Below are 22,051 nucleotides of genomic sequence, written 5' to 3' on the forward strand. Positions count from 1 at the left end.
TGGCCCCATCGCTGGCAAGCCAGCTCCCACAAGGATCTGTGGCGTACACAAAACCTGTGGGAGCGGCGGTGCGACGATTCGACTTGCCCGCGATGAGGCCAGTGCAGGCACCCAAGAATCCACCGGATGTACCCGGAGAAAAGCAATGACCGACACCCCGATGTCCCCCGCCGAATTCGAGGCCGCCCTGCGCGCCAAGGGCGCCTACTACCACATCCACCACCCCTACCATGTGGCGATGTACGAAGGCCGGGCGACCCGCGAGCAGATCCAGGGCTGGGTCGCCAACCGCTTCTACTACCAGGTGAACATCCCGCTCAAAGACGCCGCGATCCTCGCCAACTGCCCCGACCGCGAGATCCGCCGCGAGTGGATTCAACGCCTGCTCGACCATGACGGTGCCCCCGGTGAGGACGGTGGCATCGAAGCCTGGTTGCGCCTGGGCCAGGCGGTCGGCCTCGACCCGGATCAACTGCGCTCGCAGGAGCTGGTACTGCCTGGGGTGCGCTTCGCCGTCGACGCCTACGTCAACTTCGCCCGCCGCGCCAGTTGGCAGGAAGCCGCCAGCAGCTCGCTGACCGAACTGTTCGCGCCGCAGATCCACCAGTCGCGCCTGGACAGCTGGCCGCAGCACTACCCATGGATCGACCCGGCCGGCTACGAGTACTTCCGCACGCGTCTGGGTCAGGCCCGGCGGGATGTCGAGCACGGCCTGGCGATTACCTTGCAGCACTACAGGACACGGGCCGGCCAGGAGCGCATGCTGGAGATTCTCCAGTTCAAACTGGACATTCTCTGGAGCATGCTCGATGCCATGACCATGGCCTACGAACTCAATCGCCCGCCCTATCACAGCGTGACCGGGCAACGGGTCTGGCACAAAGGAATCACCCTATGAGTTTCGATCGCAGCAAGACCCCGAGCTGGCGTCCCGGCTACCGCTACCAGTACGAACCGGCACAAAAAGGCCACGTGCTGCTGTACCCGGAAGGCATGATCAAACTCAATGAAAGCGCCGCACTGATCGGCGGCCTGATCGATGGCCAGCGCGATGTCGCGGCGATCATCGCCGAACTCGATCAACAGTTCCCCGGCGTGCCGGAACTTGGTGACGACATCGAGCAATTCATGGAGGTCGCCCGTGCGCAGCACTGGATCGAACTTGCCTGAAATCGCGTCAGACAAGTTACCGCCCAAGCCTGAAATCGGCCTGCCGCTGTGGCTGCTGGCCGAGCTGACCTATCGCTGCCCGCTGCAATGCCCGTACTGCTCCAACCCGCTGGACTTCGCCACGCAAGGCCAGGAGTTGAGTACCGAGCAATGGATCAAGGTGTTTCGCGAAGCGCGGGAAATGGGCGCCGCGCAACTGGGCTTTTCCGGCGGCGAACCGCTGGTGCGCCAGGACCTCGCCGAGCTGATCGCCGAGGCGCGTACGCTGGGGTTCTACACCAACCTGATCACCTCCGGCATCGGCCTGACCGAGCAGAAAATCAGCGACTTCAAGAAGGCGGGCCTGGACCACATCCAGATCAGTTTCCAGGCCAGCGACGAACAGGTGAACAACCTGCTCGCCGGCTCGAAAAAGGCCTTCGCCCAAAAGCTGGAAATGGCTCGCGCGGTGAAAGCCCACGGCTACCCGATGGTGCTGAACTTCGTCACCCATCGGCACAACATCGACCAGATCGACCGGATCATCGAACTGTGCATCGCCCTTGAAGCGGACTTCGTCGAGCTTGCCACCTGCCAGTTCTACGGTTGGGCCCAGCTCAACCGAGTCGGCCTGTTGCCGACCCGGGAACAGCTGGTCCGCGCCGAACGCATCACCAACGAATACCGCGCCCGGCTCGAAGCCCAGGGGCACCCGTGCAAGCTGATTTTCGTCACACCGGACTACTATGAAGAACGTCCGAAAGCCTGCATGAATGGCTGGGGCAGTATTTTTCTGACCGTGACGCCGGACGGAACCGCACTGCCCTGTCACGGTGCCCGACAGATGCCGGTGCAGTTTCCCAACGTGCGTGACCACAGCATGCAGCACATCTGGTACGACTCGTTCGGCTTCAACCGTTTCCGCGGTTACGACTGGATGCCCGAACCCTGTCGCTCTTGCGACGAGAAGGAAAAAGACTTCGGCGGCTGCCGCTGCCAGGCCTTCATGCTCACCGGTGACGCCAGCAACGCCGACCCGGTGTGCAGCAAATCGCCCCATCACGACGTGATCCTCAAGGCTCGCGAAGAAGCCAGGCACGCCACTCAGCCCATCGAACAACTGGCCTTTCGCAATGAACGAAATTCTCGACTGATCGCCAGGCTCCGGTGAACCAAGGAGATTCGTAGAGACATGACCGATAGAGAACGGACAGGAGCAGTCATTCGATGCGCCTCCAGAAGTGGGGTTGATTCTTCTTGAGTAGCGACACCTCGACCTTGTAATTGCCGTGCCTGGGGGTTCGGTCGGATCTACCTACCGGGCTACTGTCACCAGAAGCTGGCGTCACTTTCATGAATCTGGTGGACCCGGGCCGGGCGCAGGCAGACCTCTTCGCACCGTCTGAAGTGGGTCGTCAGCAGCCAGCTCAAGGCGACGGCAGGTACGCCATCGAGTTCGACTCGCCCATCAACAACGATTGATTGAGCTCTGCACAGGCACGCAGGTAGTCGGCTACCAGAGTGATCCGCTTGAGCTTGCGCAGATCCTCGCTGTAGTACATCCAGAACTGTCGGGTGACCTCCACCTGATCCGGTAGCACTTCGCACAGGCGCGGGTCGGGACCTGCGAGGAAGCAGGGCAAGATGGCCAGCGCGCGTCCTTCCAGCGCCGCATGGTACTGGGAGACGACGCTGGTGCTGCGCAGGCGGCTTTGCGCGCCGGGCAGCAGGTCGTTCAGGTAGAGCAGCTTGAAGCTGAAGGCCAGATCCTCGACATAGGTCACGAACGGGTGGCTCGCCAGGTCCTCGCTGCAGGTAATCGGCGGATGATTGGCCAGGTACTGCGGCGTCGCATAGAGGCGCAAGCGGTAGTCGCACAGGCGCGAGCACACGTAGGGGCCGCGTTCGGGTCGCTCCAGGGTAATGGCAATGTCCGCCTCGCGCCGCGACAGGTTGACGAAGTGCGGGACCGGCAGGATGTCCACTGAGATATGCGGATAGTGAATGATGAAGTGGCTCATCTGCGTGGTGACGAAGCAGGAGCCGAAGGCTTCGGTACAGCCGATGCGCAGGTGCCCGGCGAGCCCGCCGGTGGTTCCGGACACCTGCTCGCAGGCTGCCAGCAGCGTGCTCTCCAGCGTTTCGGCGTGGCTGATCAGCAGTTGCCCCTCGACCGTCAGGACGAAGCCCGACGTTCGCGATTTCTCGAACAACAGGGCACCCAGGCTTTGCTCGAGGGCGCGGATGCGCCGAGATACCGTGGTGTAGTCCACCCCCAGGCGGCGTGCCGCACCACTGGCGGTGCGAGCACGGGCAACTTCGAGGAAGAAGCGCATGTCATCCCAATTCACCTGACTTTTCGTTGTGCATTTTTGCATATTCATTAGGCTTTTCTGCCAATACATATTGGAAATTTGCAAACATATACTCGCATTCAACGTGATTTGACCAGTACCGTTTTTCGGCCAGGAAGGCCCCGGACTCAATCAGGGCTAACAGCATGAATGCAGGGCGGAACGTCGGCTTTCAAACCGAAAACAGGCAGCTGCGCGGCAGCGTAATCACGGCCATATTTCTGCCAGCCGAGGGCTCATGCAGCGAGCACCCTGTCGGCGCAATCCCTGCAACATTCCACTTGTCCCTCGTCTCGGGAAGAACACCAGAGAGGCAATGACTCCAGCAACAGCATTCAGGTGACGCCCCGCTTCGGGACGTCGCCCGGGTACCCGTACGCCCCTAAAAAGGCCGACCAACAAAAACAATTAAAAGCGGAGCCTCACCATGACGACCGACCATCCGAACCACGCCCGGACCTGCGACCAGGTCAGGGCCAATCCCAAGTTCCAGCGCCTCACTCGCCAGCGCTCACTGCTGGCGTGGTCACTGAGCGGCGCCGTCCTGGCCGTCTATTACAGTTTCATCATGGTGGTGGCCTTCGCCCCTGCCTGGCTGCACCGGCCACTTTACGAGGGCAGTCACCTCAGCCTCGGCATGCCGATCGGCCTGGCAATTATCCTGCTGTCCTGGTTGCTGACCGCCAGCTACGTGCATACCGCCAACACTCGCTTTGACGCGCTCAGCGTGCAGATCCTCCAGGAGACCCGCGCATGAAACGCCTGTCCGCCCTACTCGCCCTTTGCCCCCTGCTGGCCAACGCCGCCCCCATCACTGCAGAGAAGCAACCGCTCAACGTGCATGCCATCGGCATGTTCTTCGTCTTCGTCCTCGCCACGTTGCTGATCACCTGGTGGGCGTCCCGCCGCACCCGTTCCGCTGCCGACTTCTACAGCGCCGGTGGCGGTATCACGGGGTTCCAGAATGGCCTGGCGATTGCCGGTGACTATATGTCGGCGGCCACGTTGCTGGGCCTCTCCAGCCTGGTGTTCACCAAGGGCTATGACGGCTTCATCTATATCATTGGCTTTTTCGTCGGCTGGCCGATCGTCACCTTCCTGATGGCCGAGCGCCTGCGCAACCTGGGCCGCTACACCTTCGCCGACATCGTCTCCTTGCGCCTGGATCAAACCCGCGTGCGCAGCTTCGCCGCCCTCGGCTCACTGACGGTGGTGTGTTGCTACCTGGTGGTGCAGATGGTCGGTGCTGGCCAGTTGATCAAGCTGCTGTTCGGCCTCGACTATCGCACTGCGGTAGTGGTGGTCGGCCTGCTGATGCTGGTCTACGTGATCTTCGGCGGCATGCTTGCCACCACGTGGGTGCAGATCACCAAGGCGGTTCTGCTGCTGGCGGGCGGTACGACCCTGATGCTATTGGCGCTGAGCCGCTTCGGCTTCAGCTTCGAGGCGCTGGCTGAGCAAGCCGTGGCGGTGCATGCCAGCGGCGTGCAGATCATGGGGCCGGGCACCTTGCTGGCCGACCCGATCAACGCAGTGTCACTGTCCCTCGGCCTCGTTTTCGGCATCGCCGGCCTGCCGCATATCCTGATGCGCTTCTTCACCGTGCCCAATGCCAAGGAGGCGCGCAAATCGGTGCTATTCGCCACGGTGTTCATCGGCTTCTTCTTCCTGGTGGTCTGCGTCCTGGGCTACACCGCCATCGTCATCGTCGGCACGGACCCGCAGTTCTACGTCGACGGCAAGCTCGGCGGTGCCATGATCGGCGGCGGCAACATGGTAGCGATGCACCTGGCCAAGGCAGTGGGCGGTAACCTGTTTCTCGGATTCCTCTCCGCCGTGGCCTTCGCCACCATCCTTGCAGTGGTGGCGGGCCTGGCCCTGGCCGGCGCCTCGGCCATCTCCCACGACCTTTATGCTTCGGTGGTAAAAAAGGGCAAGGCCGACGAGAAACAGGAAATGCGCGTGTCGCGCATCGCCACGGTCTGCCTGGGTATCGTCGCGATTGCCCTGGGCATTCTGTTCGAGGGTCAGAACATCGCCTTTCTGGTTGGCCTGACGTTCGGCATCGCGGCTTCTGCAAATTTCCCGGTATTGATCATGGCCATGTACTGGGAGGGCCTGACCACCCGTGGTGCCCTCTACGGAGGCCTGACCGGCCTGATCAGCGCCCTGGGCCTGGTCATCGGCTCGCCTTCCGTCTGGGTCGGTGTCTTGGGCCATGCCCAGGCGATCTTCCCCTACGATCAGCCGGCGTTGTTCTCCATGCCCCTGGCCTTCCTGGTCATCGTGGTGGTGTCCAGACTGGACCGCAGTGAGCGCGCCGACCGCGAGCGCGCGGCCTATGCCGATCAGTTCGTCCGCGCCCAGACCGGCCTGGGCGCTGCCATGGCCAGCAGTCACTGACGCCACAGCTTTGCGGGGTCAACCGCCCCGAGCGCGAATTCGCTCCTTCGCTTCGCGCTTTTTTACTCCCGCCCTGCGCCGCCTGGCGCAGGGCAACTCCAACGAGCCCTCCCTCCACCGGCCTTGGCCAGTGCGGGATCGGCTTGTCCAGAACAACACCTACTCATAACAACAAGAGGCATGCAATGAAACCCACCCTTTTACCCCTGTTCCTGGCAGGCAGCAGCCTTGCCACCCAAGCCCACGCTGACTTCCTCGCAGACAGCAAGGCCAGACTGGAGCTGCGCAATTTTTACTTCAATCGTGACTTCCGTCAGGTGGGTGCCCCCCAGTCCATGCAAGAAGAATGGGCCCAGGGCTTTTTGATGCGCTACGAGTCCGGTTACACCGACGGCACCATCGGCGTCGGCGTCGACGCCCTCGGCCTGCTCGGCGTCAAGCTCGACTCCAGCCCCGATCGCGCCGGCTCCGGCCTGCTCAAACGCGAAAGCCAGTCACCCAGGCGCGCCAAGGACGAATACGGCGAACTGGGCCTGACCGCCAAGTTCAAGGCTTCCAGCTCTGTGCTCAAACTCGGCACCCTGACACCCAAGCTACCGGTCCTGCTGGCCAATGACTCGCGTCTGTTGCCACAAACTTTTCGCGGCGGCCAGTTGAACGTTCAGGAGATCAAGGGCCTGACCATCGATGCCGGACACCTGGATCGGGTCAACCAGCGCGACTCCTCGGACTACGAGAAGATGGCGATCACCACCACCGGTGCCAAAGGCATCGTCGGCGGCCAGGTGCGCAGCAATGCTTTCGATTTCGCCACCCTGGCGTACCAGTGGAACGAGCGGTTGAACACGAGCTACAGCTACGGTGGCCTGGACGATCTCTACCACCAGCACCAACTCAACCTGGTCCAGGTGCTGCCGCTGGGCGAGGGTCAGTCGCTCAAGAGCGACCTGCGCTACGCCCGCTCAACCGACGACGGCACCAGCAACGTCGACAACACAGCCCTGGGTGCCCTGTTCACCTACTCACTCGGCGGCCATGCCTTCGGTCTCGGCTACCAGCGCATGAGCGGCGATACCGGTTTCGCCTACGTCAACGGCAGCGATGCTTTCCTGGTCAACTTCGTGCAGATCGGTGACTTCGCCAACAAGCAGGAGCGTTCCTGGCAGGCGCGCTACGACTACAACTTCGCTGCGCTCGGCGTTCCCGGGCTGACCTTCATGACCCGCTACCTGTCCGGCGACAACATCGATCTGGGCGCCGGCAAGCCCGATGGCCGCGAATGGGAGCGCGACACCGACATCGGCTATGTGGTGCAGGACGGTCCCCTGAAAAACGTCGGTCTCAAGTGGCGCAACGCAACCGTGCGCACCAGCCATTTCGGTAGCGACCTCAATGAGAACCGCCTGATCCTCAGCTACACCCTGGCGCTCTGGTAAATCGCCCGCAAGACGCTTGCCGCTCGCCTCGTTTGACGGGGCGAGCGGCTCCCGAACGACGTGCCACAACCATGACTTTTTTGCACAACGCACCGGTTTTTATGAGCATTTTTAATTGATTTTTGCATGCCTATACTGGGTTCCACAGCCTGGTCATGAACCGGCTCAGACCCAACAAAAACAACCAAGGGCACCCACCGTGAAGACATCCATGCTTGCCGCCGTCTCCCCGCTATCAAGTACCCGCACGGCTCTCGGGAGACTCCAATGAACAGCAACTGCCAACCCTTCCTTGCCGCTCGAGACTTCCTGCTCGCCCACCGTACCGATTACGCCACTGCCACGCGTGACTTCCGCTGGCCGCAGCTCAACGAGTTCAACTGGGCACTGGATTACTTCGATGCGATGGCCGAGGGCAACCAGGCCAACGCGCTGTGGATAGTCGAAGAAGACGGCAGCGAACAGCGCTATAGCTTCGAGCAACTGGCCTTACGCTCCAACCAGGTGGCCAATCACCTGCGTGACCTCGGCGTGCGCCGCGGCGAGCGCATCCTGCTGATGCTCGGCAATGACGTCGCCCTGTGGGAGACCATGCTGGCTGCCTTCAAGCTCGGCGCCGTGGTCATCCCCGCCACCGCCCTGCTGACCCCCGATGACCTGCGCGACCGCATCGAACGTGGCCATGTTCGCCATCTGGTGGTCGGCAGCGCGCACGTGGACAAGTTCGTCGGGCTGGCTGAAGGCTGCAGCCGCATCTGTGTCGGCTCGGCCCCCGCAGGCTGGAACCCGCACAGTGCCGCCAGCGAATACTCCGAGCAGTTCGAAGCCGAGGGCCGCACCCTGGCCACCGACCCGATGCTGCTGTACTTCACTTCGGGCACCACCTCCAAGCCGAAGATGGTGCTGCACAGTCACCAGAGTTACCCGGTCGGCCACCTGTCGACCATGTACTGGATCGGCCTGCAACCGGGCGACCTGCATCTGAACATCTCGTCACCGGGCTGGGCCAAGCACGCCTGGAGCTGCCTCTTCGCACCGTGGAACGCCGGCGCCTGCATCTTCATCCACAATGTCGCGCGCTTCAGCGCCCCGGCCCTGCTCGGCGTCCTGGAGCGCTACGGCGTCACCAGCCTGTGCGCCCCGCCCACTGTGTGGCGCATGCTGATCCAGGAAGACCTGGCCAGCTACAAAGAGCGCTTGAACCTGCGCGAACTGGTGGGCGCCGGTGAACCGCTGAACCCGGAAATCATCGAGCAGATCCTGCATGCCTGGAACTTGCCACTGCGCGATGGCTTCGGCCAGTCGGAAACCACCGCCCTGGTCGGCAACACGCCCGGCCAGCCGCTCAAGCCCGGCTCCATGGGCCGTCCGCTACCGGGCTACCGGGTGACCATGCTCGACCCCGATGGCGTACCCGGCAATGAAGGTGAAGTGGCCCTGCCACTGGACGTGCGACCACTGGGCCTGATGTTGTGCTACGAAGACAGCCCGGAAAAAACCGCCGAAGTGATGCGCGACGGTTACTACCGCACCGGCGACACCGCGCAGATCGACGAGGACGGCTACATCACCTTTGTCGGCCGCGCCGATGATGTGTTCAAGGCCTCCGACTACCGCATCAGTCCCTTCGAGCTGGAAAGCGCGCTGATCGAGCACCCGGCGGTGATGGAAGTCGCCGTGGTGCCAAGCCCGGACCCTGTGCGCCTGGCCGTGCCCAAGGCGTTTCTGATCCTGGCGCATGACGAACCGGGGAGCGCCGAGCTGGCCGGCAACATCCTCGCCTTTGCCCGCGAGCACCTGGCACCCTACAAACGGGTGCGACGCATCGAGTTCGTCACCGAGCTGCCCAAGACCATCTCCGGCAAGATCCGCCGGGTCGAACTGCGGCAGATGGAAACACAGCGCCGCCAGAGCGACGCGCGCGGCGCTCAAGAGTACTTCGAAGAAGACTTTCCCCAGCTCAAGGGCTGAACCCGGGCCGGCAAGCCGGCCCTCCTGAACTCAAATCCGACCGCTCGGCCGACCAGGCCGAGGGGTTTCACTCGCCCCAAAGAAAGCAGGCAGGCCCCGAAAATGACCTCTTCCAGCATTCCAACCGTCAAGCTCCTCATCAACGGCGAATTCGTCGAGTCACGCACCACGCAGTGGCGTGACGTGGTCAACCCGGCCACCCAGCAAGTCCTGGCTCGCGTACCCTTCGCCACCGCCGAGGAAATGGACGCCGCCGTGGCCAGCGCCAGGGAAGCGTTCAAGACCTGGCGCAAGACGCCGATCGGCGCCCGCTCGCGAATCTTCTTCAAGTACCAGCAACTGATCCGCGAGAACATCAAGGAGCTGGCCGCCCTGCTCACCGCCGAACAGGGCAAGACCCTGCCCGATGCCGAAGGTGATGTGTTCCGCGGCCTGGAAGTGGTCGAGCACGCGACCTCAATCGGTAACCTGCAGATGGGCGAGTTGGCCAACAACGTCGCCAACGGCGTCGACACCTACACCCTGATGCAGCCGCTGGGCGTGTGCGCCGGCATTACCCCGTTCAACTTCCCGGCGATGATCCCGCTGTGGATGTTCCCGATGGCCATCGCCACCGGCAACACCTTCGTCCTCAAGCCTTCCGAGCAAGACCCGCTGGTGACCATGCGCCTGGTGGAACTGGCTGTGGAGGCCGGTGTGCCCAAGGGCGTGCTCAACGTCATCCACGGCGGCGTCGATGCGGTGAACCTGATCTGTGACCATCCGGACATCAAGGCCGTGTCCTTCGTTGGCTCGACCAAAGTCGGCACCCATGTCTACAACCGCGCCACCCAGAACGGTAAACGTGCGCAGTGCATGATGGGGGCGAAGAACCACGCGATCGTCCTGCCCGATGCCAACAAACAACAAACCTTGAACAACCTGCTGGGCGCCTCCTTCGGTGCCGCCGGCCAGCGCTGCATGGCCCTGCCGGTGGTGATTCTGGTGGGTGAAGCGCAGGCCTGGCTGCCGGACCTGATCGAGCGGACCAAGACCCTCAAGATCAATGGCGGCACCGAACCGGGCACCGATATCGGCCCGGTGATCTCCTGCGCCGCGCTGGATCGCGTCAACGGCCTGATCGCCAGTGGCATCGAAGAAGGCGCCAGGCTCGAACTGGATGGACGCAACCCGAGCGTGCCGGGTTATCAGGACGGCAATTTCGTCGGTCCGACCATTTTCTCCGGCGTGACTGCGCAGATGTCTGTGTACCGCGAAGAGATTTTCGGTCCGGTGCTGTGCGTGATGCACGCCGCCAGCCTCAACGAGGCGATCGAGATCATCAATGCCAACCCCAATGGCAACGGCACCGCCCTGTTCACCCGCTCCGGCGCGGCGGCCCGTCACTTCCAGGAAGAAATCGACGTCGGCCAGGTGGGCATCAACGTGCCGATCCCGGTGCCGGTGCCGCTGTTCTCCTTCTCCGGTTCGCGCGCCTCCAAGCTCGGCGACCTGGGGCCCTATGGCAAGCAAGTGGTGACCTTCTACACCCAGACCAAGACGGTCACCCAGCGCTGGTTCGACGAGGATGACACCGGCGGCTCCGTGAACACCACCATCACCCTGAAATGATCGCTGGCGGCCGGCGCACGGCGTCGGCCGCCAGACGCTCGACGGTGCGGTACCCCGACATTACCGGGCAATGCGCAATGGCGCGTCCCCACTCGCAAAAGGTAGTCATCATGCACATCGGATTTCTCGGCCTCGGCAACATGGGCGGCCCAATGGCCCGCAACCTGCTCAAGGCTGGCCACAGCCTGACCGTCTTCGATCCCTTCCCCCAGGCGGTCGCCGCCCTGGTGGAAGCCGGCGCCAGCGCCGCCGACTCGCCCGCCGCCGTGGCCAAGGCCGGGGTCGAGGCCATCATCACCATGCTGCCGACCGCCGATCACGTGAAGCAGGTGTATCGCGGCAAGGACGGTCTGCTGGCCAACATCAGCCAAGGCGTGCTGTTGATCGACAGTTCGACCATCGACCCGCTCAGTGCCCGCGAGGTGGCCAAATTCGCCCTTGCCCAAGGCAACCCGATGCTCGACGCACCGGTATCCGGCGGCACCGGCGGCGCCACGGCAGGCACCCTGACGTTCATGGTCGGCGGCCCGGTCAGCGTGTACGACCATGCCCTGCCGATTCTCTCGGCCATGGGCAGGAACATCGTGCACTGCGGCGCGGCAGGCAACGGCCAGGTGGCCAAGATCGCCAACAACATGCTGCTCGGCATCTCCATGGTCGGGGTTGCCGAGTCCATGGCCCTGGGTGTGGCCCTGGGCATGGATGCCAAGGTGTTGGCCGGTGTCATCGGCACTTCCACCGGTCGCTGCTGGAGCTCGGAGATCAACAACCCGTTCCCCGGCGTGCTGGAAAACGCACCAGCCTCGCGAGGTTACAGCGGCGGCTTTGGCACTGACCTGATGCTCAAGGACCTCGGCCTGGCCACCGAAGCCGCCAAACATGCCCGTCAGCCAGTGGTGCTCGGTGCTGCCGCCCAGCAGCTGTACCAGACCTTCAGCCTGCAAGGTAATGGCGGCCTGGATTTCTCCGCAATCATCAAACTGTTCCGCGCAGGAGCCTGAGCATGAGCGAGCAGCAAGCCCCGGTGCTGGCCAGCGTGCGCAACCGCATCGGCCACCTGACACTGAATCGACCGAGCGCATTGAACACCCTGGATCTGACCATGGTGACACTGCTTTGCCGGCACCTGTGGGTCTGGGAACGAGACCCCGAAATCGTCGCCGTGACCATCCGTGGCGCCGGCGAAAAAGCCTTCTGTGCCGGTGGCGACATCCGCATGCTGTACGACAGTCACAAGGCCGGTGAAGACCTGCACGAGCTGTTTCTGGAGCAGGAATACGCCCTTGACGAATACCTGCATGGCTACTCCAAGCCGGTGCTGGCGCTGCTGGACGGTTTTGTCCTGGGCGGCGGCATGGGGCTGGCACAGGCGGCTTCCCTGCGGGTGATCACCGAGCGCACGCGGATGGGCATGCCGGAAGTCGGCATCGGGTTTTTCCCCGATGTCGGCGGCAGCTATTTCCTGCCGCGCCTTCCAGGCGAGCTGGGCATCTATCTGGGGGTGACAGGCTGCCAGGTACGCGCCGCCGATGCGCTCTATGCCAATCTGGCGGACTACTGCCTGTCCAGCGAGCGACTGGCGGAACTGGATGCCGCCCTGGATCACCTGGACTGGACCCCAGCGCCTGAGGAAGACCTGCGAGACCTGCTCGACGGCCTGGCCACCGAGCGTATTGCGGGCTCTGAGCTCAAGGCTTATCGCGATGTGATCGATGAATATTTCGCGCTCCCTGATGTGCCGGCAATTCGCACCGCGCTGCAGCGCGAGCAGCGCCCGGAGCTGCGCGACTGGGCCGAACAGACGGTGGAGCTGCTCGACAGTCGCTCGCCGCTGGCAATGGCCACCACACTGGAGCTGTTGCGTCGCGGTCGCTACCTGAGCCTGGCCGACTGTTTTGCCCTTGAGTTGCACCTGGACTACCAGTGGTTCGACAAGGGCGACCTGATGGAGGGCATACGCGCCCTGATCATCGACAAGGACAAAAGCCCCCGCTGGAATCCGCCAACCCTGGCAGAGCTGGCACCCCCGCGGGTGCAGGCCTTTTTCAGCGGCTTCCAGCCAGCCTGCGCCCCTCCTCTTCGCACCGCCTGATCGGCAGGAGACTACGCAATGCACGATATCGAATTGACCGAAGAACAACGCATGATCCGCGACATGGCCCGCGACTTCGCCCGCAGCGAAGTCGGACCGCAGGCCCAGACCTGGGAGAAGGCAGGCTGGATCGATGACGCCGTGGTGGTGCAGATGGGTGAACTGGGCCTGCTGGGCATGGTCGTGCCGGACACCTGGGGTGGCAGCTATACCGACTATGTGGCCTATGCCCTGGCCGTGGAGGAAATCTCGGCCGGCGACGGTGCCCTCGGCGCCTTGATGAGCATCCACAATTCCGTGGGCTGCGGCCCCCTGCTGAAATACGGCAGCCCGTCCCAGCAAGACAGCTGGCTACCGTTTCTGGCCAGCGGCCAGGCGATCGGTTGCTTCTGCCTGACCGAGCCACAGGCCGGCACCGAAGCCCACAACCTGCGCACCCGCGCCGAACTGCGCGACGGCCAGTGGGTACTCAACGGTGCCAAGCAGTTCGTCAGCAACGGCAGGCGCGCCAAGCTGGCCATTGTCTTCGCCGTTACCGACCCGGAGCTGGGCAAGAAGGGGCTGTCAGCCTTCCTGGTCCAGACCGACAACCCAGGATTCGTGGTGGACCGCAGCGAACACAAGATGGGCATCAAGGCCTCCGATACCTGCGCGGTCACCCTCGACAACTGCGTGATCCCCGAGGCCAATCTGCTGGGCGAGCGCGGCAAGGGCCTGGCCATTGCCCTGTCCAACCTGGAAGGCGGTCGCATCGGTATCGCCGCCCAGGCCTTGGGCATCGCTCGCGCCGCCTTCGAGGCCGCGCTGGGATATGCCCGCGAACGTGTCCAGTTCGGCAAGCCGATCATCGAGCACCAGAGCGTGTCCAACCTGCTCGCGGATATGCACACCCGGCTCAACGCCAGCCGCTTGCTGGTACTGCATGCCGCACGCCTGAAAAGTGCCGGGCAACCGTGCCTGTCAGAGGCGTCGCAGGCCAAGCTGTTCGCCTCGGAAATGGCCGAGCGCGTGTGCTCCAGCGCCATGCAGATCCATGGCGGCTACGGCTACCTGGAGGACTACCCGGTAGAGCGCTATTACCGCGATGCGCGCATCACCCAGATCTACGAAGGCACCAGTGAGGTCCAGCGCCTGCTGATCGCCCGCGAGCTGGCCCATTACACGCTCTGAGCCGTTGGCCGGACGCGCCTGCCGCGTCCGGCTGCTCCTTGTTCCGCCCTTTCTTCCGCCCCTTCTGGAGTTGCCCATGCCCGGCCTGCGCAATATTCCCATCAGCCGTCGCCTATGGTTGATCCTGCTGACGTCCATCCTGATGCTGCTGACGCTCGCTGGCCTGATGCTCAAGCAAAACTACGACGACCTCTATGCGGCCAAGGCGCTGAAAACCCGTCACGTGGTCGAGACGGCCAGCGGCGTGCTGCGCCACTTCCAGAATCTGGAAGGCCAGGGTCTGGATCGTGAGCAAGCGCAACAACAGGCCAGAGCGGTCATACGCGACCTGCGCTATGACAAAGGGGAGTATTTCTGGATCGAAGACCTCGACACCCGCATGGTCATGCATCCCAATGCCAAGCTTGAGGGCAAGCGCATGTCGGGCACCCGCGACCCGGATGGCAAGGCACTGTTCGACGAGATGGTGGCCGTGGCCATACGCGACGGCTCCGGCCTGGTGCACTACCGCTGGCCGAAGCCGGACTCCGAGGCGCCGGTGGAAAAAGTTTCCTACGTCGAATTGTTCAAGCCCTGGGGCTGGATTGTGGGCTCGGGCATCTACGTCGACGACGTGCAAGTCGAGTTCCGCCGCCAATTGATCCAGGCCTTCGTCATCGTGGTGACGATCGCCCTGCTGCTGAGCACGCTGATCCTGCTGATTGCCCGCAGCATCGCCTCGCCACTGACGAAAGTGGTCAACGCAATGGAGAACATCGCCAGCGGCGAAGCCGACCTGACCCATCACCTGGACAGTCACTGGCGCGATGAACTGACCGCCCTGAGCGGCCATTTCAACGCGTTCACCAGCAAGCTGCGCGCCGTGATCGGCCAATCCATGCAGACCGCCGACAGCCTGGACAATGCCTCGCAATCGCTCGGCGAAATTGCCAGCAACAGCCAACGCCACAGCCAGCAGCAGTCACAGCAGATGGAACTGGTGGCCGCCGCCATTCACGAGGTTTCCTATGCGGTGCAGGAGGTGGCGAAAAACGCCGAGCATGCCGCCAACGAAGTCCGCCAGGCCGATGAGCAGGCCTGCAAGGGCCAGCACAACATCGACAGCAGCCTGCGCCAGATCGACCAGTTGTCCCAGACCATCGGCCAGGCCGTCGAAGTGATCCAGAGCCTGGCCCGGGAAAGCACCCAGATCGGCACAGTGCTGGAAGTGATCCGCGCCATCGCAGAGCAGACCAACCTGTTGGCGCTGAACGCCGCCATTGAAGCGGCACGTGCCGGCGAACAGGGTCGCGGCTTCGCCGTGGTAGCCGACGAAGTGCGCCTGCTGGCCCAGCGTACCCAGCAGTCCACCGCGCAGATTCAGGGCATGATCGAACGCCTGCAAGGCAACTCGGAAGCGGCGGTCAATGTCATCACCGCAAGCAGCCAGGCAGCCCAACAGACCGTGGAACAGGCCCGCGAAACCGGCGAAAGCCTGCACTTGGTCATCACGGCGCTGCGCAACCTCACTGAACTGAACGCCTCGATTGCCAGTGCCACCCTGCAGCAGTCCCATGTGGTCGAGGACATCAACCAGAATGTCACCCGCGCAGCCTCGCTGGCTTACGAAAATGCCCTGGCGGCAGACCAGTCCAACGAGGCCAGCCAGCAATTGGGCCAACTGGCCGGCCAGCTCAATCGGCTATTGGGGCAGTTTCGCGTATGAGCTGGATGAGCAACGCCGGGAGGATGGATTCCATGACTGTCGCCGCTGAACAAGCTCAACACTCGCGCTTCCAGGAAACACGCGAAAAAGCCCTGCTGCTCTTTGCAAGGTCCGGTTTCAGCCAGGTCAGCATGCGCGACCTGGCCGCTTACCTGGGCATCAAGGCCGGCTCCATCTACAACCACATCGAAAGCAAGGAGGCACTGCTGTTCGAACTGATCGAGGAGCTCTACGAACAGTTACTTCATGGCGCCAGCCAGGTGAGCCGGCGCAAATCCACACCCGCGGTACGCTTGCAGCGTTTGCTGGAAGCGCACCTCTTGCTGCATGAAAGCATGGGAGCGCATTTCCGCCTGGCGGAGTACGACCTTCATTGCCTGAACAGCGAGCAACATGCCTTGATCCAGGCCTTGCGCCGGCGCTATGAAGAGCACCTGGTGGAAACGATAGAGCAGCTCACCGGCGTACCGGCGACCCTCACCCGCCGCGCGACCTTGAGCGGCATCGTTTCCCTGCTCAACCAACTCCCCGCCTGGGTCGCAGAATCCCAGGCAAGCAAGGCGGCACGCCGCAAGTTGCTGCATGAAATTGTCATGAGCACCTTGCAGGGTGCGTTGCAGGCGACTTCGTGATGGAGGGCCAGCGGCCAGGAGCAGCCCCTGGATCTCTTATCCTCCTGCGCTACGTCCCATTGGCTGAGCGATCACTTCCCCGGCAAAAACCGTCAAGAACTCTGCGAACGTTGATGCCGAGAAGGCAGAACCATGCCCCGCTCAAACAGGACAGTACTGGCAAACTCCGTAAACGCGCTAACAGCCCGGGGAATGTGGCGCCTGCTGGGAAATACAAAGTAGACGCCTGCGGCGTGGCTATATCCGGGCAAAACCTCTTTCAATACTCCTCGTTCCAGATAGGCGAGCGTGGTTAGAGACGGCACCAGCGCTATACCCAGATTCGCCAGCGCAGCACCTAACTGAGCCTGCTGCGTGTTCACCTGAAAGCGGCTGTTGACGGGCACTTCGATCGCGCCATCCGGACCACGCAACCGCCATGTGACCGGAGAGCTTCCCATCGACGGCAGCGTGATGCATTCATGTCGGGTCAGATCCTGCGCACTGTTCGGTGTTCCATGAGTGGACAAGTAGTCAGGGCTGGCAACCATACGCCAATCAATCCAGCCGATTTCCTTTGCCACCAGCATTGGCTCCACCATTTTGCCGGACCTGACGGCGACATCAATTCCGTCAGCAAGCAAGTCGGCGCGAGCATCGCTCAGCACAAACTCCACTCGCACCGCGGGATGTCTGGCCATGAAATCGGCAATCGACTCCATGGGAAACCAGTTCAAGAAGTCCACGCCGGCTGCCACGCGAACCCGGCCGCTCGGTTGTTTGCTGCTGTCTGCCAGATCCTGGGCAGACTGGTTCAGTGCATCGATCTGCTCTGCGCACTGTGCAAAAAAGGCCTGGCCAGCATCTGTCAGTGCCAAACGGCGCGTCGAGCGCTGCAGCAAGCGTACGCCGACGCTGCGTTCCAGCGCTTGCAGACGACGACTGCCAGTGCTGGGCGGAATACCCAACCGTCGCCCGGCCTCTGCAAAGCTGCCCGCACGTACCACGTGAACGAACAGGGCAATGTCATTCAAGTCCAAGATCAATTATCCCAAAAATGCACGAGTACATGTCATTACTTCATCTTTTTCCATAATAACTCCCGACCTACCATTGCGCGCACCTTTTACACAGGAAGCCTGTAATGACCCTCTCTTTGCATCACCCGGCGCGGCTCGGCGAACTGTCTTTGAAGAACCGCATCGTCATGGCGCCGATGACACGTAGCCGGGCAACCGAAGCCAACACCCCCAACGCGTTGATGGCCGAGTATTACTCGCAGCGCGCAGCCGCGGGACTGATCATCGTTGAAGGCACCTCCCCCTCACCGAACGGCCTGGGCTACGCGCGGATGCCAGCCTTATTCAATGGCGCCCACGTACAGGGCTGGAAGCAGGTCACCGCCGCCGTGCATGCCAAGGGAGGCAAGATTGTCCTTCAGCTAATGCACGCCGGCCGTATGGCGCATGTCGCCAATTTGCCCATCGGTGCACAAGTGCTTGGCCCTGGCGGGGAGCGCGCACCCGGTGACATCCATACTGACGCACAAGGCATGCAGACCCCCTCCATGCCTCGCGCAATGAGTGTCAGCGACATTCAGGTGGCCATCGCGGAGTTTGCACGAGCCGCGAGCCTCGCCATTGAAGCCGGTTTTGACGGTGTGGAGCTGCATGCCGGTGGCGGATATCTGCTCGATGCCTTTTTCAATGCAACCATCAATCAACGCACTGATGCATACGGTGCCAGTTCGTCCGCACGCAACCGTTTCATTCTGGAAGTAGTCCAGGCGGTGGTGGCCGCCATCGGCGCAGCGCGTGTAGGCATCCGCTTCATGCCCCACAGTGGAGCGAACGGTGCATTCAACTTTGCTGAAATGGACGCGCAATATGTCGAGCTCGCCCGGCAACTTTCCAGCTTCGGCCTCATGTACCTGCACCTGGTGAACTTAGAGTCGATGGGGCTGCCGCCGCTGCCCGTCGGCCTGCGTGACGCCATGCGCAACGCTTTCAAGGGTCCGCTCGTATTGGCAGGCGGTTTCGACCAGGCCAGTGCAGCAAGCGCACTGGAAAGAGGTGACGCCGATTTTATTGCCTTCGGTCGGCCATTCCTGGCCAATCCGGATCTGGTCAATCGATTGCAGGCCGGCGCCCCTTTGAATAGCGCCGACTTCGCGACGTTTTACTCACGCGGATCGCAAGGTTATACCGACTACCCAACTCTGGCCGAACAACACGCCGAGGAGGTTCAAGCATGAAGACGTCCCAAACTTATCGGCTGACCGCGCCAAGCCTGGACTCCCTGCAACTGTTTACCGAGACCGTGCCTGCCATCGGTTCGTATGAAGTATTGGTCCGGATGCGCGCCGCATCACTCAACTACAAGGACAATTTCTACCTGGCTGGCGCACAGGGTATTCAGTTGCCTCGCCCCACCGTGCCGCTATCCGACGGTGCAGGCGAAGTCGTAGCGGTGGGTGAACGGGTAAATCGCTTCGCAGTGGGCGATAGCGTGGCAGGTAACTTTGTGCAGGACTGGCTGTATGGCCCCCTGGGCGATCACGCCGCCAATTCGAGCACGACGCTTGGTCACGGAATTGACGGCACGCTGACGGAATATCGAGTATTCCACCAGGAAGGATTGGTGGCGCTCCCCCGGAATTTGTCTTACGAAGAGGGCGCCACGCTACCGTGCGCCGCGGTGACAGCCTGGAATGCCGTGCGCGAGGTACGCCCTGCGCAAACAGTGCTGATTCTGGGTACCGGCGGCGTGGCCCTGTTCGCCTTGCAATTTGCCAGAGCGCTTGGCGCCCGAACCATTGTCACGTCTTCCAGCGACGCCAAGCTGGCTCGCGCCGCTGCAGCCGGGGCGGATCATTTGATCAACTATCAAGGCGATCCGGACTGGCATAAAAAAGCACGCGAACTGACCGGCGGGAAAGGCGTTGATCACGTAATCGAGACTGTTGGTCCTGATACGCTGGAGCGCTCCATTCTCGCGACTCGGCGTGAAGGTACGGTGCATTTGGTTGGCCTGATCAATCCGATCGGAAAGATTGACCCAATGCTTATTCTTGGCGGTACGGTCACTGTACGCGGCGTGCGTGTCGGTTCACGGCAATTGTTCGAGGAGATGAATACCTTCATCGAACGAAAAGAAATCCACCCGCTGATTGGACACCGCTTTGACTTTGGCAATGCCAGGGATGCCTTCGCCCAGCAACTCAAGGGGCCGGAGTTTGGAAAGATCGTAATCACCTTCTGATGTGGAGAGGGTTGGCCACACCGCGATGCTTTCAAACATAAAACGGCTAATGACGGCTATGGCGCAAAAAGCAACATAACCTGAGAGACCGCCTTTGGCCGATTTCTGCCTGTCGCCACCATCAGCTTTGGAGCGGATACAGCCCTTGGTGGCAGGCAGAAAACGGCTGATTGCTACTTGTCGTGAAGAACTCCGACAAGTGTCGCCACGACATCTACTACCCGGCAGCATTTGATGGATACCACTCAATGAGGCGCATGCAAAAGCAGCGCGCCTCAGGTTGTCTCCTTTCATCCAAAGCCCCCTACACTCCCCCAATCACCTCCCCATAAATCCCTCGATCCACATTCCCCCCAGACAAAACCACCCCCACCTTCTTCCCCACCATCCCTCCCCGCTCCACCATCAACGCCGCCAACGCCGACGCCCCAGCCCCCTCAGCAAGATTGTGCGTATCGGTGTAATACACCCGCATAGCCTCAGCGATCTGCTCCTCACTCACCGCCACAATCCGCGCCGCGCCCTTGGCGTAAACCGCAAACGCCTCCGGAATCGGCTTCCTCACCGCCAACCCATCGGCAAAGGTATTCGCCGAATCCGTCTCACAAATGCCCCCCGCTTCAAACGACAACTTCGCAGCCGCGGCCTCGGTGGATACCACGCCCACCACCTCAGTGTTCAACCCCAATGCATCCCGCGCGGCGATGACTGCGCAGATCCCGGAGCCGCAGCCGATGGGTACGTAGACGGTGTCGAGGTCGGGGGCGGCGGTGAACAGTTCGAGGGCGTAGGTGGCGACGCCTTTGACCAGTTCGGTGTGGAATGGCGGTACGAGGTAGAGGTCGTGTTGTTGGGCCAGGCGTGCGGCTTCTTCGCGGGCTTCGTCGAAGTCGCGGCCGTATTCGACGACTTCGCCGCCGAAGCCGCGCATGGCGTTGTTTTTTTCCACGGAGTTGCCTTTGGGCACGACGATCAGGGCGCGCAGGCCCAGGGCACTGGCGGCGAAGGCCTGGCTTTGGCCGTGGTTGCCTCGGGTGGCGGTGACGATGCCTTTGGCTTCGGGGTGCGCGCGTTTGAGCCAGTGCATGAAGGTGATGCCGCCGCGCACTTTGAAGGCGCCAGTGGGGGTGTGGTTTTCGTGTTTGACCCAGACGGTGCAGCCCAGGCGTTCGGCCAGCAGCGGCCAGCGGTACTGCGGGGTGGCGGGCATGGCCTGGTAGACCTGGCGGGCGGCTTGCTGGATGTCGTCGAGGGTGAGGGTGTGCATGGCGGCTTCCTTGAGGTTTTGCTGAGTCTAGGCACGGATGCCTTGGATCGGCTTTCAGAAAACTGACCTGACTTTTACACCCGCTGTTTACTACTATGGGCTCCATGAGCCATCGAATTCGCCTGCCCTCCCCGCCGCAATCCGAACCGGTCCGCCGTGTCGAGGCCGGGTCGTGGGCAATTGAATTGTTGCCCGGGGCCGCTTACGCGACGCGTTATGTGGCGTCGCAATCGGCGATTGGCTTTGCCTTTGACAGTCAGCGCGGGTTGCACGCCATCGGCAGCGATCGGGTGCAGCCCTTCGATGCTTTGCCCAATGGCCTGGCGTTCGTGCCGGTCGGCTGTGATGTGTTGTCTGAGTCGCCCAAGGGCGGTGAATACCTGCGGGTGTTGCGCACGGACGGTGTGGCGTTGGCGGGAGATCGGGCGTTCAACAATCGCATCGATCCGCAGGCGATTGCCCTGGCGCTGCGCATGCGCGGGGCGTTGCTGCGGCCTTCGCTGGAGGATGACTGGGAGGCCTGGGCGCTGGCTTTGGCCGAGCGCACGCAGATGGATGAGGTGGCCTCGGCAGTAGCGCTGGGTTCGATCACCGGCAGCCGGATGCGCTTGCTCGACGAGTTCATCGAAGCGGGGCTCGACGGTGCGCTGGGGGTGAAGGCGATGGCGGATTTGCTGGGGTTGTCCGAGGGCTATTTCATGCGGGCCTTCAAGCAGGCGACCGGGCAGAGCCCGCACAGCTATCTGATTGATCGACGCCTGGCGCGGGCCCGGGCGTTGATGCGCGATTCGACGGCGACGCTGGCGCAGATCGCCCTGGCTTGTGGCTTCAACTCACAGGCGCATATGGCGACGGCCTTCCGGCAGCGGCTAGGGGTCAGCCCGGTGCAGTTGCGCAGCGCTTAGGGTGCTGGCCTGAATCCTGCTTTGTTCAGTGATGAAACGTCGGTGCTGACTATGCGGATGACACTTTTGAAGTGAGCCGTGTCGGTGGCTAACCCGATAATCGAAAGCTCACTGAC

20 protein-coding genes are annotated in these 22,051 nt (G+C 62.4%); 16 read left to right on the forward strand and 4 right to left on the reverse strand.

Annotation, left to right across the window (positions count from 1 at the left end; all coding sequences use genetic code 11):
• Positions 1-145 precede the first annotated feature (145 nt).
• From pqqC to pqqE, 3 genes are read left to right on the forward strand one after another with little or no spacing between them, the layout of a single operon-like run.
• Positions 146-898 (forward strand): pyrroloquinoline-quinone synthase PqqC, encoded by a 753-nt coding sequence (gene pqqC / locus ABTV29_RS19695; protein WP_433766357.1) that lies wholly within the window; start codon positions 146-148, stop codon positions 896-898.
• Positions 895-1,170, forward strand: a complete 276-nt coding sequence (gene pqqD / locus ABTV29_RS19700; RefSeq protein ID WP_433766358.1) for a pyrroloquinoline quinone biosynthesis peptide chaperone PqqD — start codon at positions 895-897, stop codon at positions 1,168-1,170. The genes pqqC and pqqD overlap by 4 nt, the downstream gene beginning before the upstream one ends.
• A complete protein-coding gene (pqqE, locus tag ABTV29_RS19705; RefSeq protein WP_433766359.1) occupies positions 1,142-2,320 on the forward strand; it encodes a pyrroloquinoline quinone biosynthesis protein PqqE in 1,179 nt (392 codons plus the stop codon). The genes pqqD and pqqE overlap by 29 nt, the downstream gene beginning before the upstream one ends.
• Positions 2,321-2,576: 256 nt before the next feature.
• Here the strand turns inward: pqqE and ABTV29_RS19710 are convergent, their stop codons facing one another.
• Entirely contained in the window at positions 2,577-3,554 is a 978-nt protein-coding gene (locus tag ABTV29_RS19710) for a LysR family transcriptional regulator (RefSeq protein ID WP_433771950.1), read from the reverse strand.
• A gap of 376 nt (positions 3,555-3,930) precedes the next feature.
• Here ABTV29_RS19710 and ABTV29_RS19715 point away from each other — a divergent pair, with 376 nt between their 5' ends.
• From ABTV29_RS19715 to ABTV29_RS19735, 5 genes are all read left to right on the forward strand, one after another.
• A complete protein-coding gene (locus tag ABTV29_RS19715) occupies positions 3,931-4,260 on the forward strand; it encodes a DUF485 domain-containing protein (RefSeq protein WP_433766360.1) in 330 nt (109 codons plus the stop codon).
• Entirely contained in the window at positions 4,257-5,906 is a 1,650-nt protein-coding gene (locus ABTV29_RS19720) for a cation acetate symporter (protein WP_433766361.1), read from the forward strand. The genes ABTV29_RS19715 and ABTV29_RS19720 overlap by 4 nt, the downstream gene beginning before the upstream one ends.
• Positions 5,907-6,091: 185 nt before the next feature.
• Positions 6,092-7,342 (forward strand): OprD family porin, encoded by a 1,251-nt coding sequence (locus ABTV29_RS19725; RefSeq protein ID WP_433766362.1) that lies wholly within the window; start codon positions 6,092-6,094, stop codon positions 7,340-7,342.
• A gap of 267 nt (positions 7,343-7,609) precedes the next feature.
• Positions 7,610-9,313, forward strand: a complete 1,704-nt coding sequence (locus ABTV29_RS19730) for an AMP-binding protein (RefSeq protein WP_433766363.1) — start codon at positions 7,610-7,612, stop codon at positions 9,311-9,313.
• 102 nt (positions 9,314-9,415) lie between these two features.
• On the forward strand, positions 9,416-10,924 hold the full coding sequence (locus tag ABTV29_RS19735) for a CoA-acylating methylmalonate-semialdehyde dehydrogenase (protein ID WP_433766364.1): 1,509 nt from the start codon (positions 9,416-9,418) through the stop codon (positions 10,922-10,924).
• Here ABTV29_RS19735 and ABTV29_RS19740 read toward each other — a convergent pair.
• Positions 10,911-11,036 (reverse strand): hypothetical protein, encoded by a 126-nt coding sequence (locus ABTV29_RS19740; RefSeq protein WP_433766365.1) that lies wholly within the window; start codon positions 11,034-11,036, stop codon positions 10,911-10,913. The two genes, ABTV29_RS19735 and ABTV29_RS19740, sit on opposite strands and share 14 nt — an antisense overlap.
• Between ABTV29_RS19740 and mmsB the strand changes: the two genes are divergently transcribed.
• The 5 genes from mmsB (at position 11,035) to ABTV29_RS19765 (ending at position 16,523) form a co-directional block, all read left to right on the forward strand.
• Positions 11,035-11,925, forward strand: a complete 891-nt coding sequence (gene mmsB / locus ABTV29_RS19745; RefSeq protein WP_433766366.1) for a 3-hydroxyisobutyrate dehydrogenase — start codon at positions 11,035-11,037, stop codon at positions 11,923-11,925. The genes ABTV29_RS19740 and mmsB overlap by 2 nt on opposite strands.
• Positions 11,926-11,927: 2 nt before the next feature.
• On the forward strand, positions 11,928-13,016 hold the full coding sequence (locus ABTV29_RS19750) for an enoyl-CoA hydratase/isomerase family protein (protein WP_433766367.1): 1,089 nt from the start codon (positions 11,928-11,930) through the stop codon (positions 13,014-13,016).
• A gap of 18 nt (positions 13,017-13,034) precedes the next feature.
• Positions 13,035-14,186 (forward strand): acyl-CoA dehydrogenase family protein, encoded by a 1,152-nt coding sequence (locus ABTV29_RS19755; RefSeq protein WP_433766368.1) that lies wholly within the window; start codon positions 13,035-13,037, stop codon positions 14,184-14,186.
• A 76-nt stretch (positions 14,187-14,262) separates the two neighbouring features.
• Complete coding sequence (locus ABTV29_RS19760; protein ID WP_433766369.1) at positions 14,263-15,891, forward strand: methyl-accepting chemotaxis protein; 1,629 nt, start codon at positions 14,263-14,265, stop codon at positions 15,889-15,891.
• A 32-nt stretch (positions 15,892-15,923) separates the two neighbouring features.
• The gene (locus tag ABTV29_RS19765) at positions 15,924-16,523 is read left to right on the forward strand and encodes a TetR/AcrR family transcriptional regulator (protein ID WP_433766370.1); all 600 of its coding nucleotides are present in this window, start codon (positions 15,924-15,926) and stop codon (positions 16,521-16,523) included.
• A gap of 92 nt (positions 16,524-16,615) precedes the next feature.
• Here the strand turns inward: ABTV29_RS19765 and ABTV29_RS19770 are convergent, their stop codons facing one another.
• Positions 16,616-17,536 (reverse strand): LysR family transcriptional regulator, encoded by a 921-nt coding sequence (locus tag ABTV29_RS19770; protein WP_433766371.1) that lies wholly within the window; start codon positions 17,534-17,536, stop codon positions 16,616-16,618.
• 110 nt (positions 17,537-17,646) lie between these two features.
• On the opposite strand from ABTV29_RS19770, the gene ABTV29_RS19775 reads away from it, so the two are divergent.
• On the forward strand, positions 17,647-18,756 hold the full coding sequence (locus ABTV29_RS19775; protein ID WP_433766372.1) for an alkene reductase: 1,110 nt from the start codon (positions 17,647-17,649) through the stop codon (positions 18,754-18,756).
• The gene (locus tag ABTV29_RS19780) at positions 18,753-19,763 is read left to right on the forward strand and encodes a zinc-dependent alcohol dehydrogenase family protein (RefSeq protein WP_433766373.1); all 1,011 of its coding nucleotides are present in this window, start codon (positions 18,753-18,755) and stop codon (positions 19,761-19,763) included. The genes ABTV29_RS19775 and ABTV29_RS19780 overlap by 4 nt, the downstream gene beginning before the upstream one ends.
• 304 nt (positions 19,764-20,067) lie before the next feature.
• Here ABTV29_RS19780 and ABTV29_RS19785 read toward each other — a convergent pair whose 3' ends face one another.
• Entirely contained in the window at positions 20,068-21,030 is a 963-nt protein-coding gene (locus tag ABTV29_RS19785) for a threonine dehydratase (RefSeq protein WP_433766374.1), read from the reverse strand.
• A 104-nt stretch (positions 21,031-21,134) separates the two neighbouring features.
• Here ABTV29_RS19785 and ABTV29_RS19790 point away from each other — a divergent pair, with 104 nt between their 5' ends.
• Positions 21,135-21,935 carry a helix-turn-helix transcriptional regulator gene (locus ABTV29_RS19790; protein ID WP_433766375.1) on the forward strand — a complete coding sequence of 267 codons (801 nt, stop codon included), beginning with the start codon at positions 21,135-21,137 and terminating at the stop codon, positions 21,933-21,935.
• Positions 21,936-22,051: the final 116 nt, after the last annotated feature.

The organism is Pseudomonas putida (assembly GCF_050989985.1).
Classification (GTDB): Bacteria; Pseudomonadota; Gammaproteobacteria; order Pseudomonadales; family Pseudomonadaceae; genus Aquipseudomonas; species Aquipseudomonas putida_AI.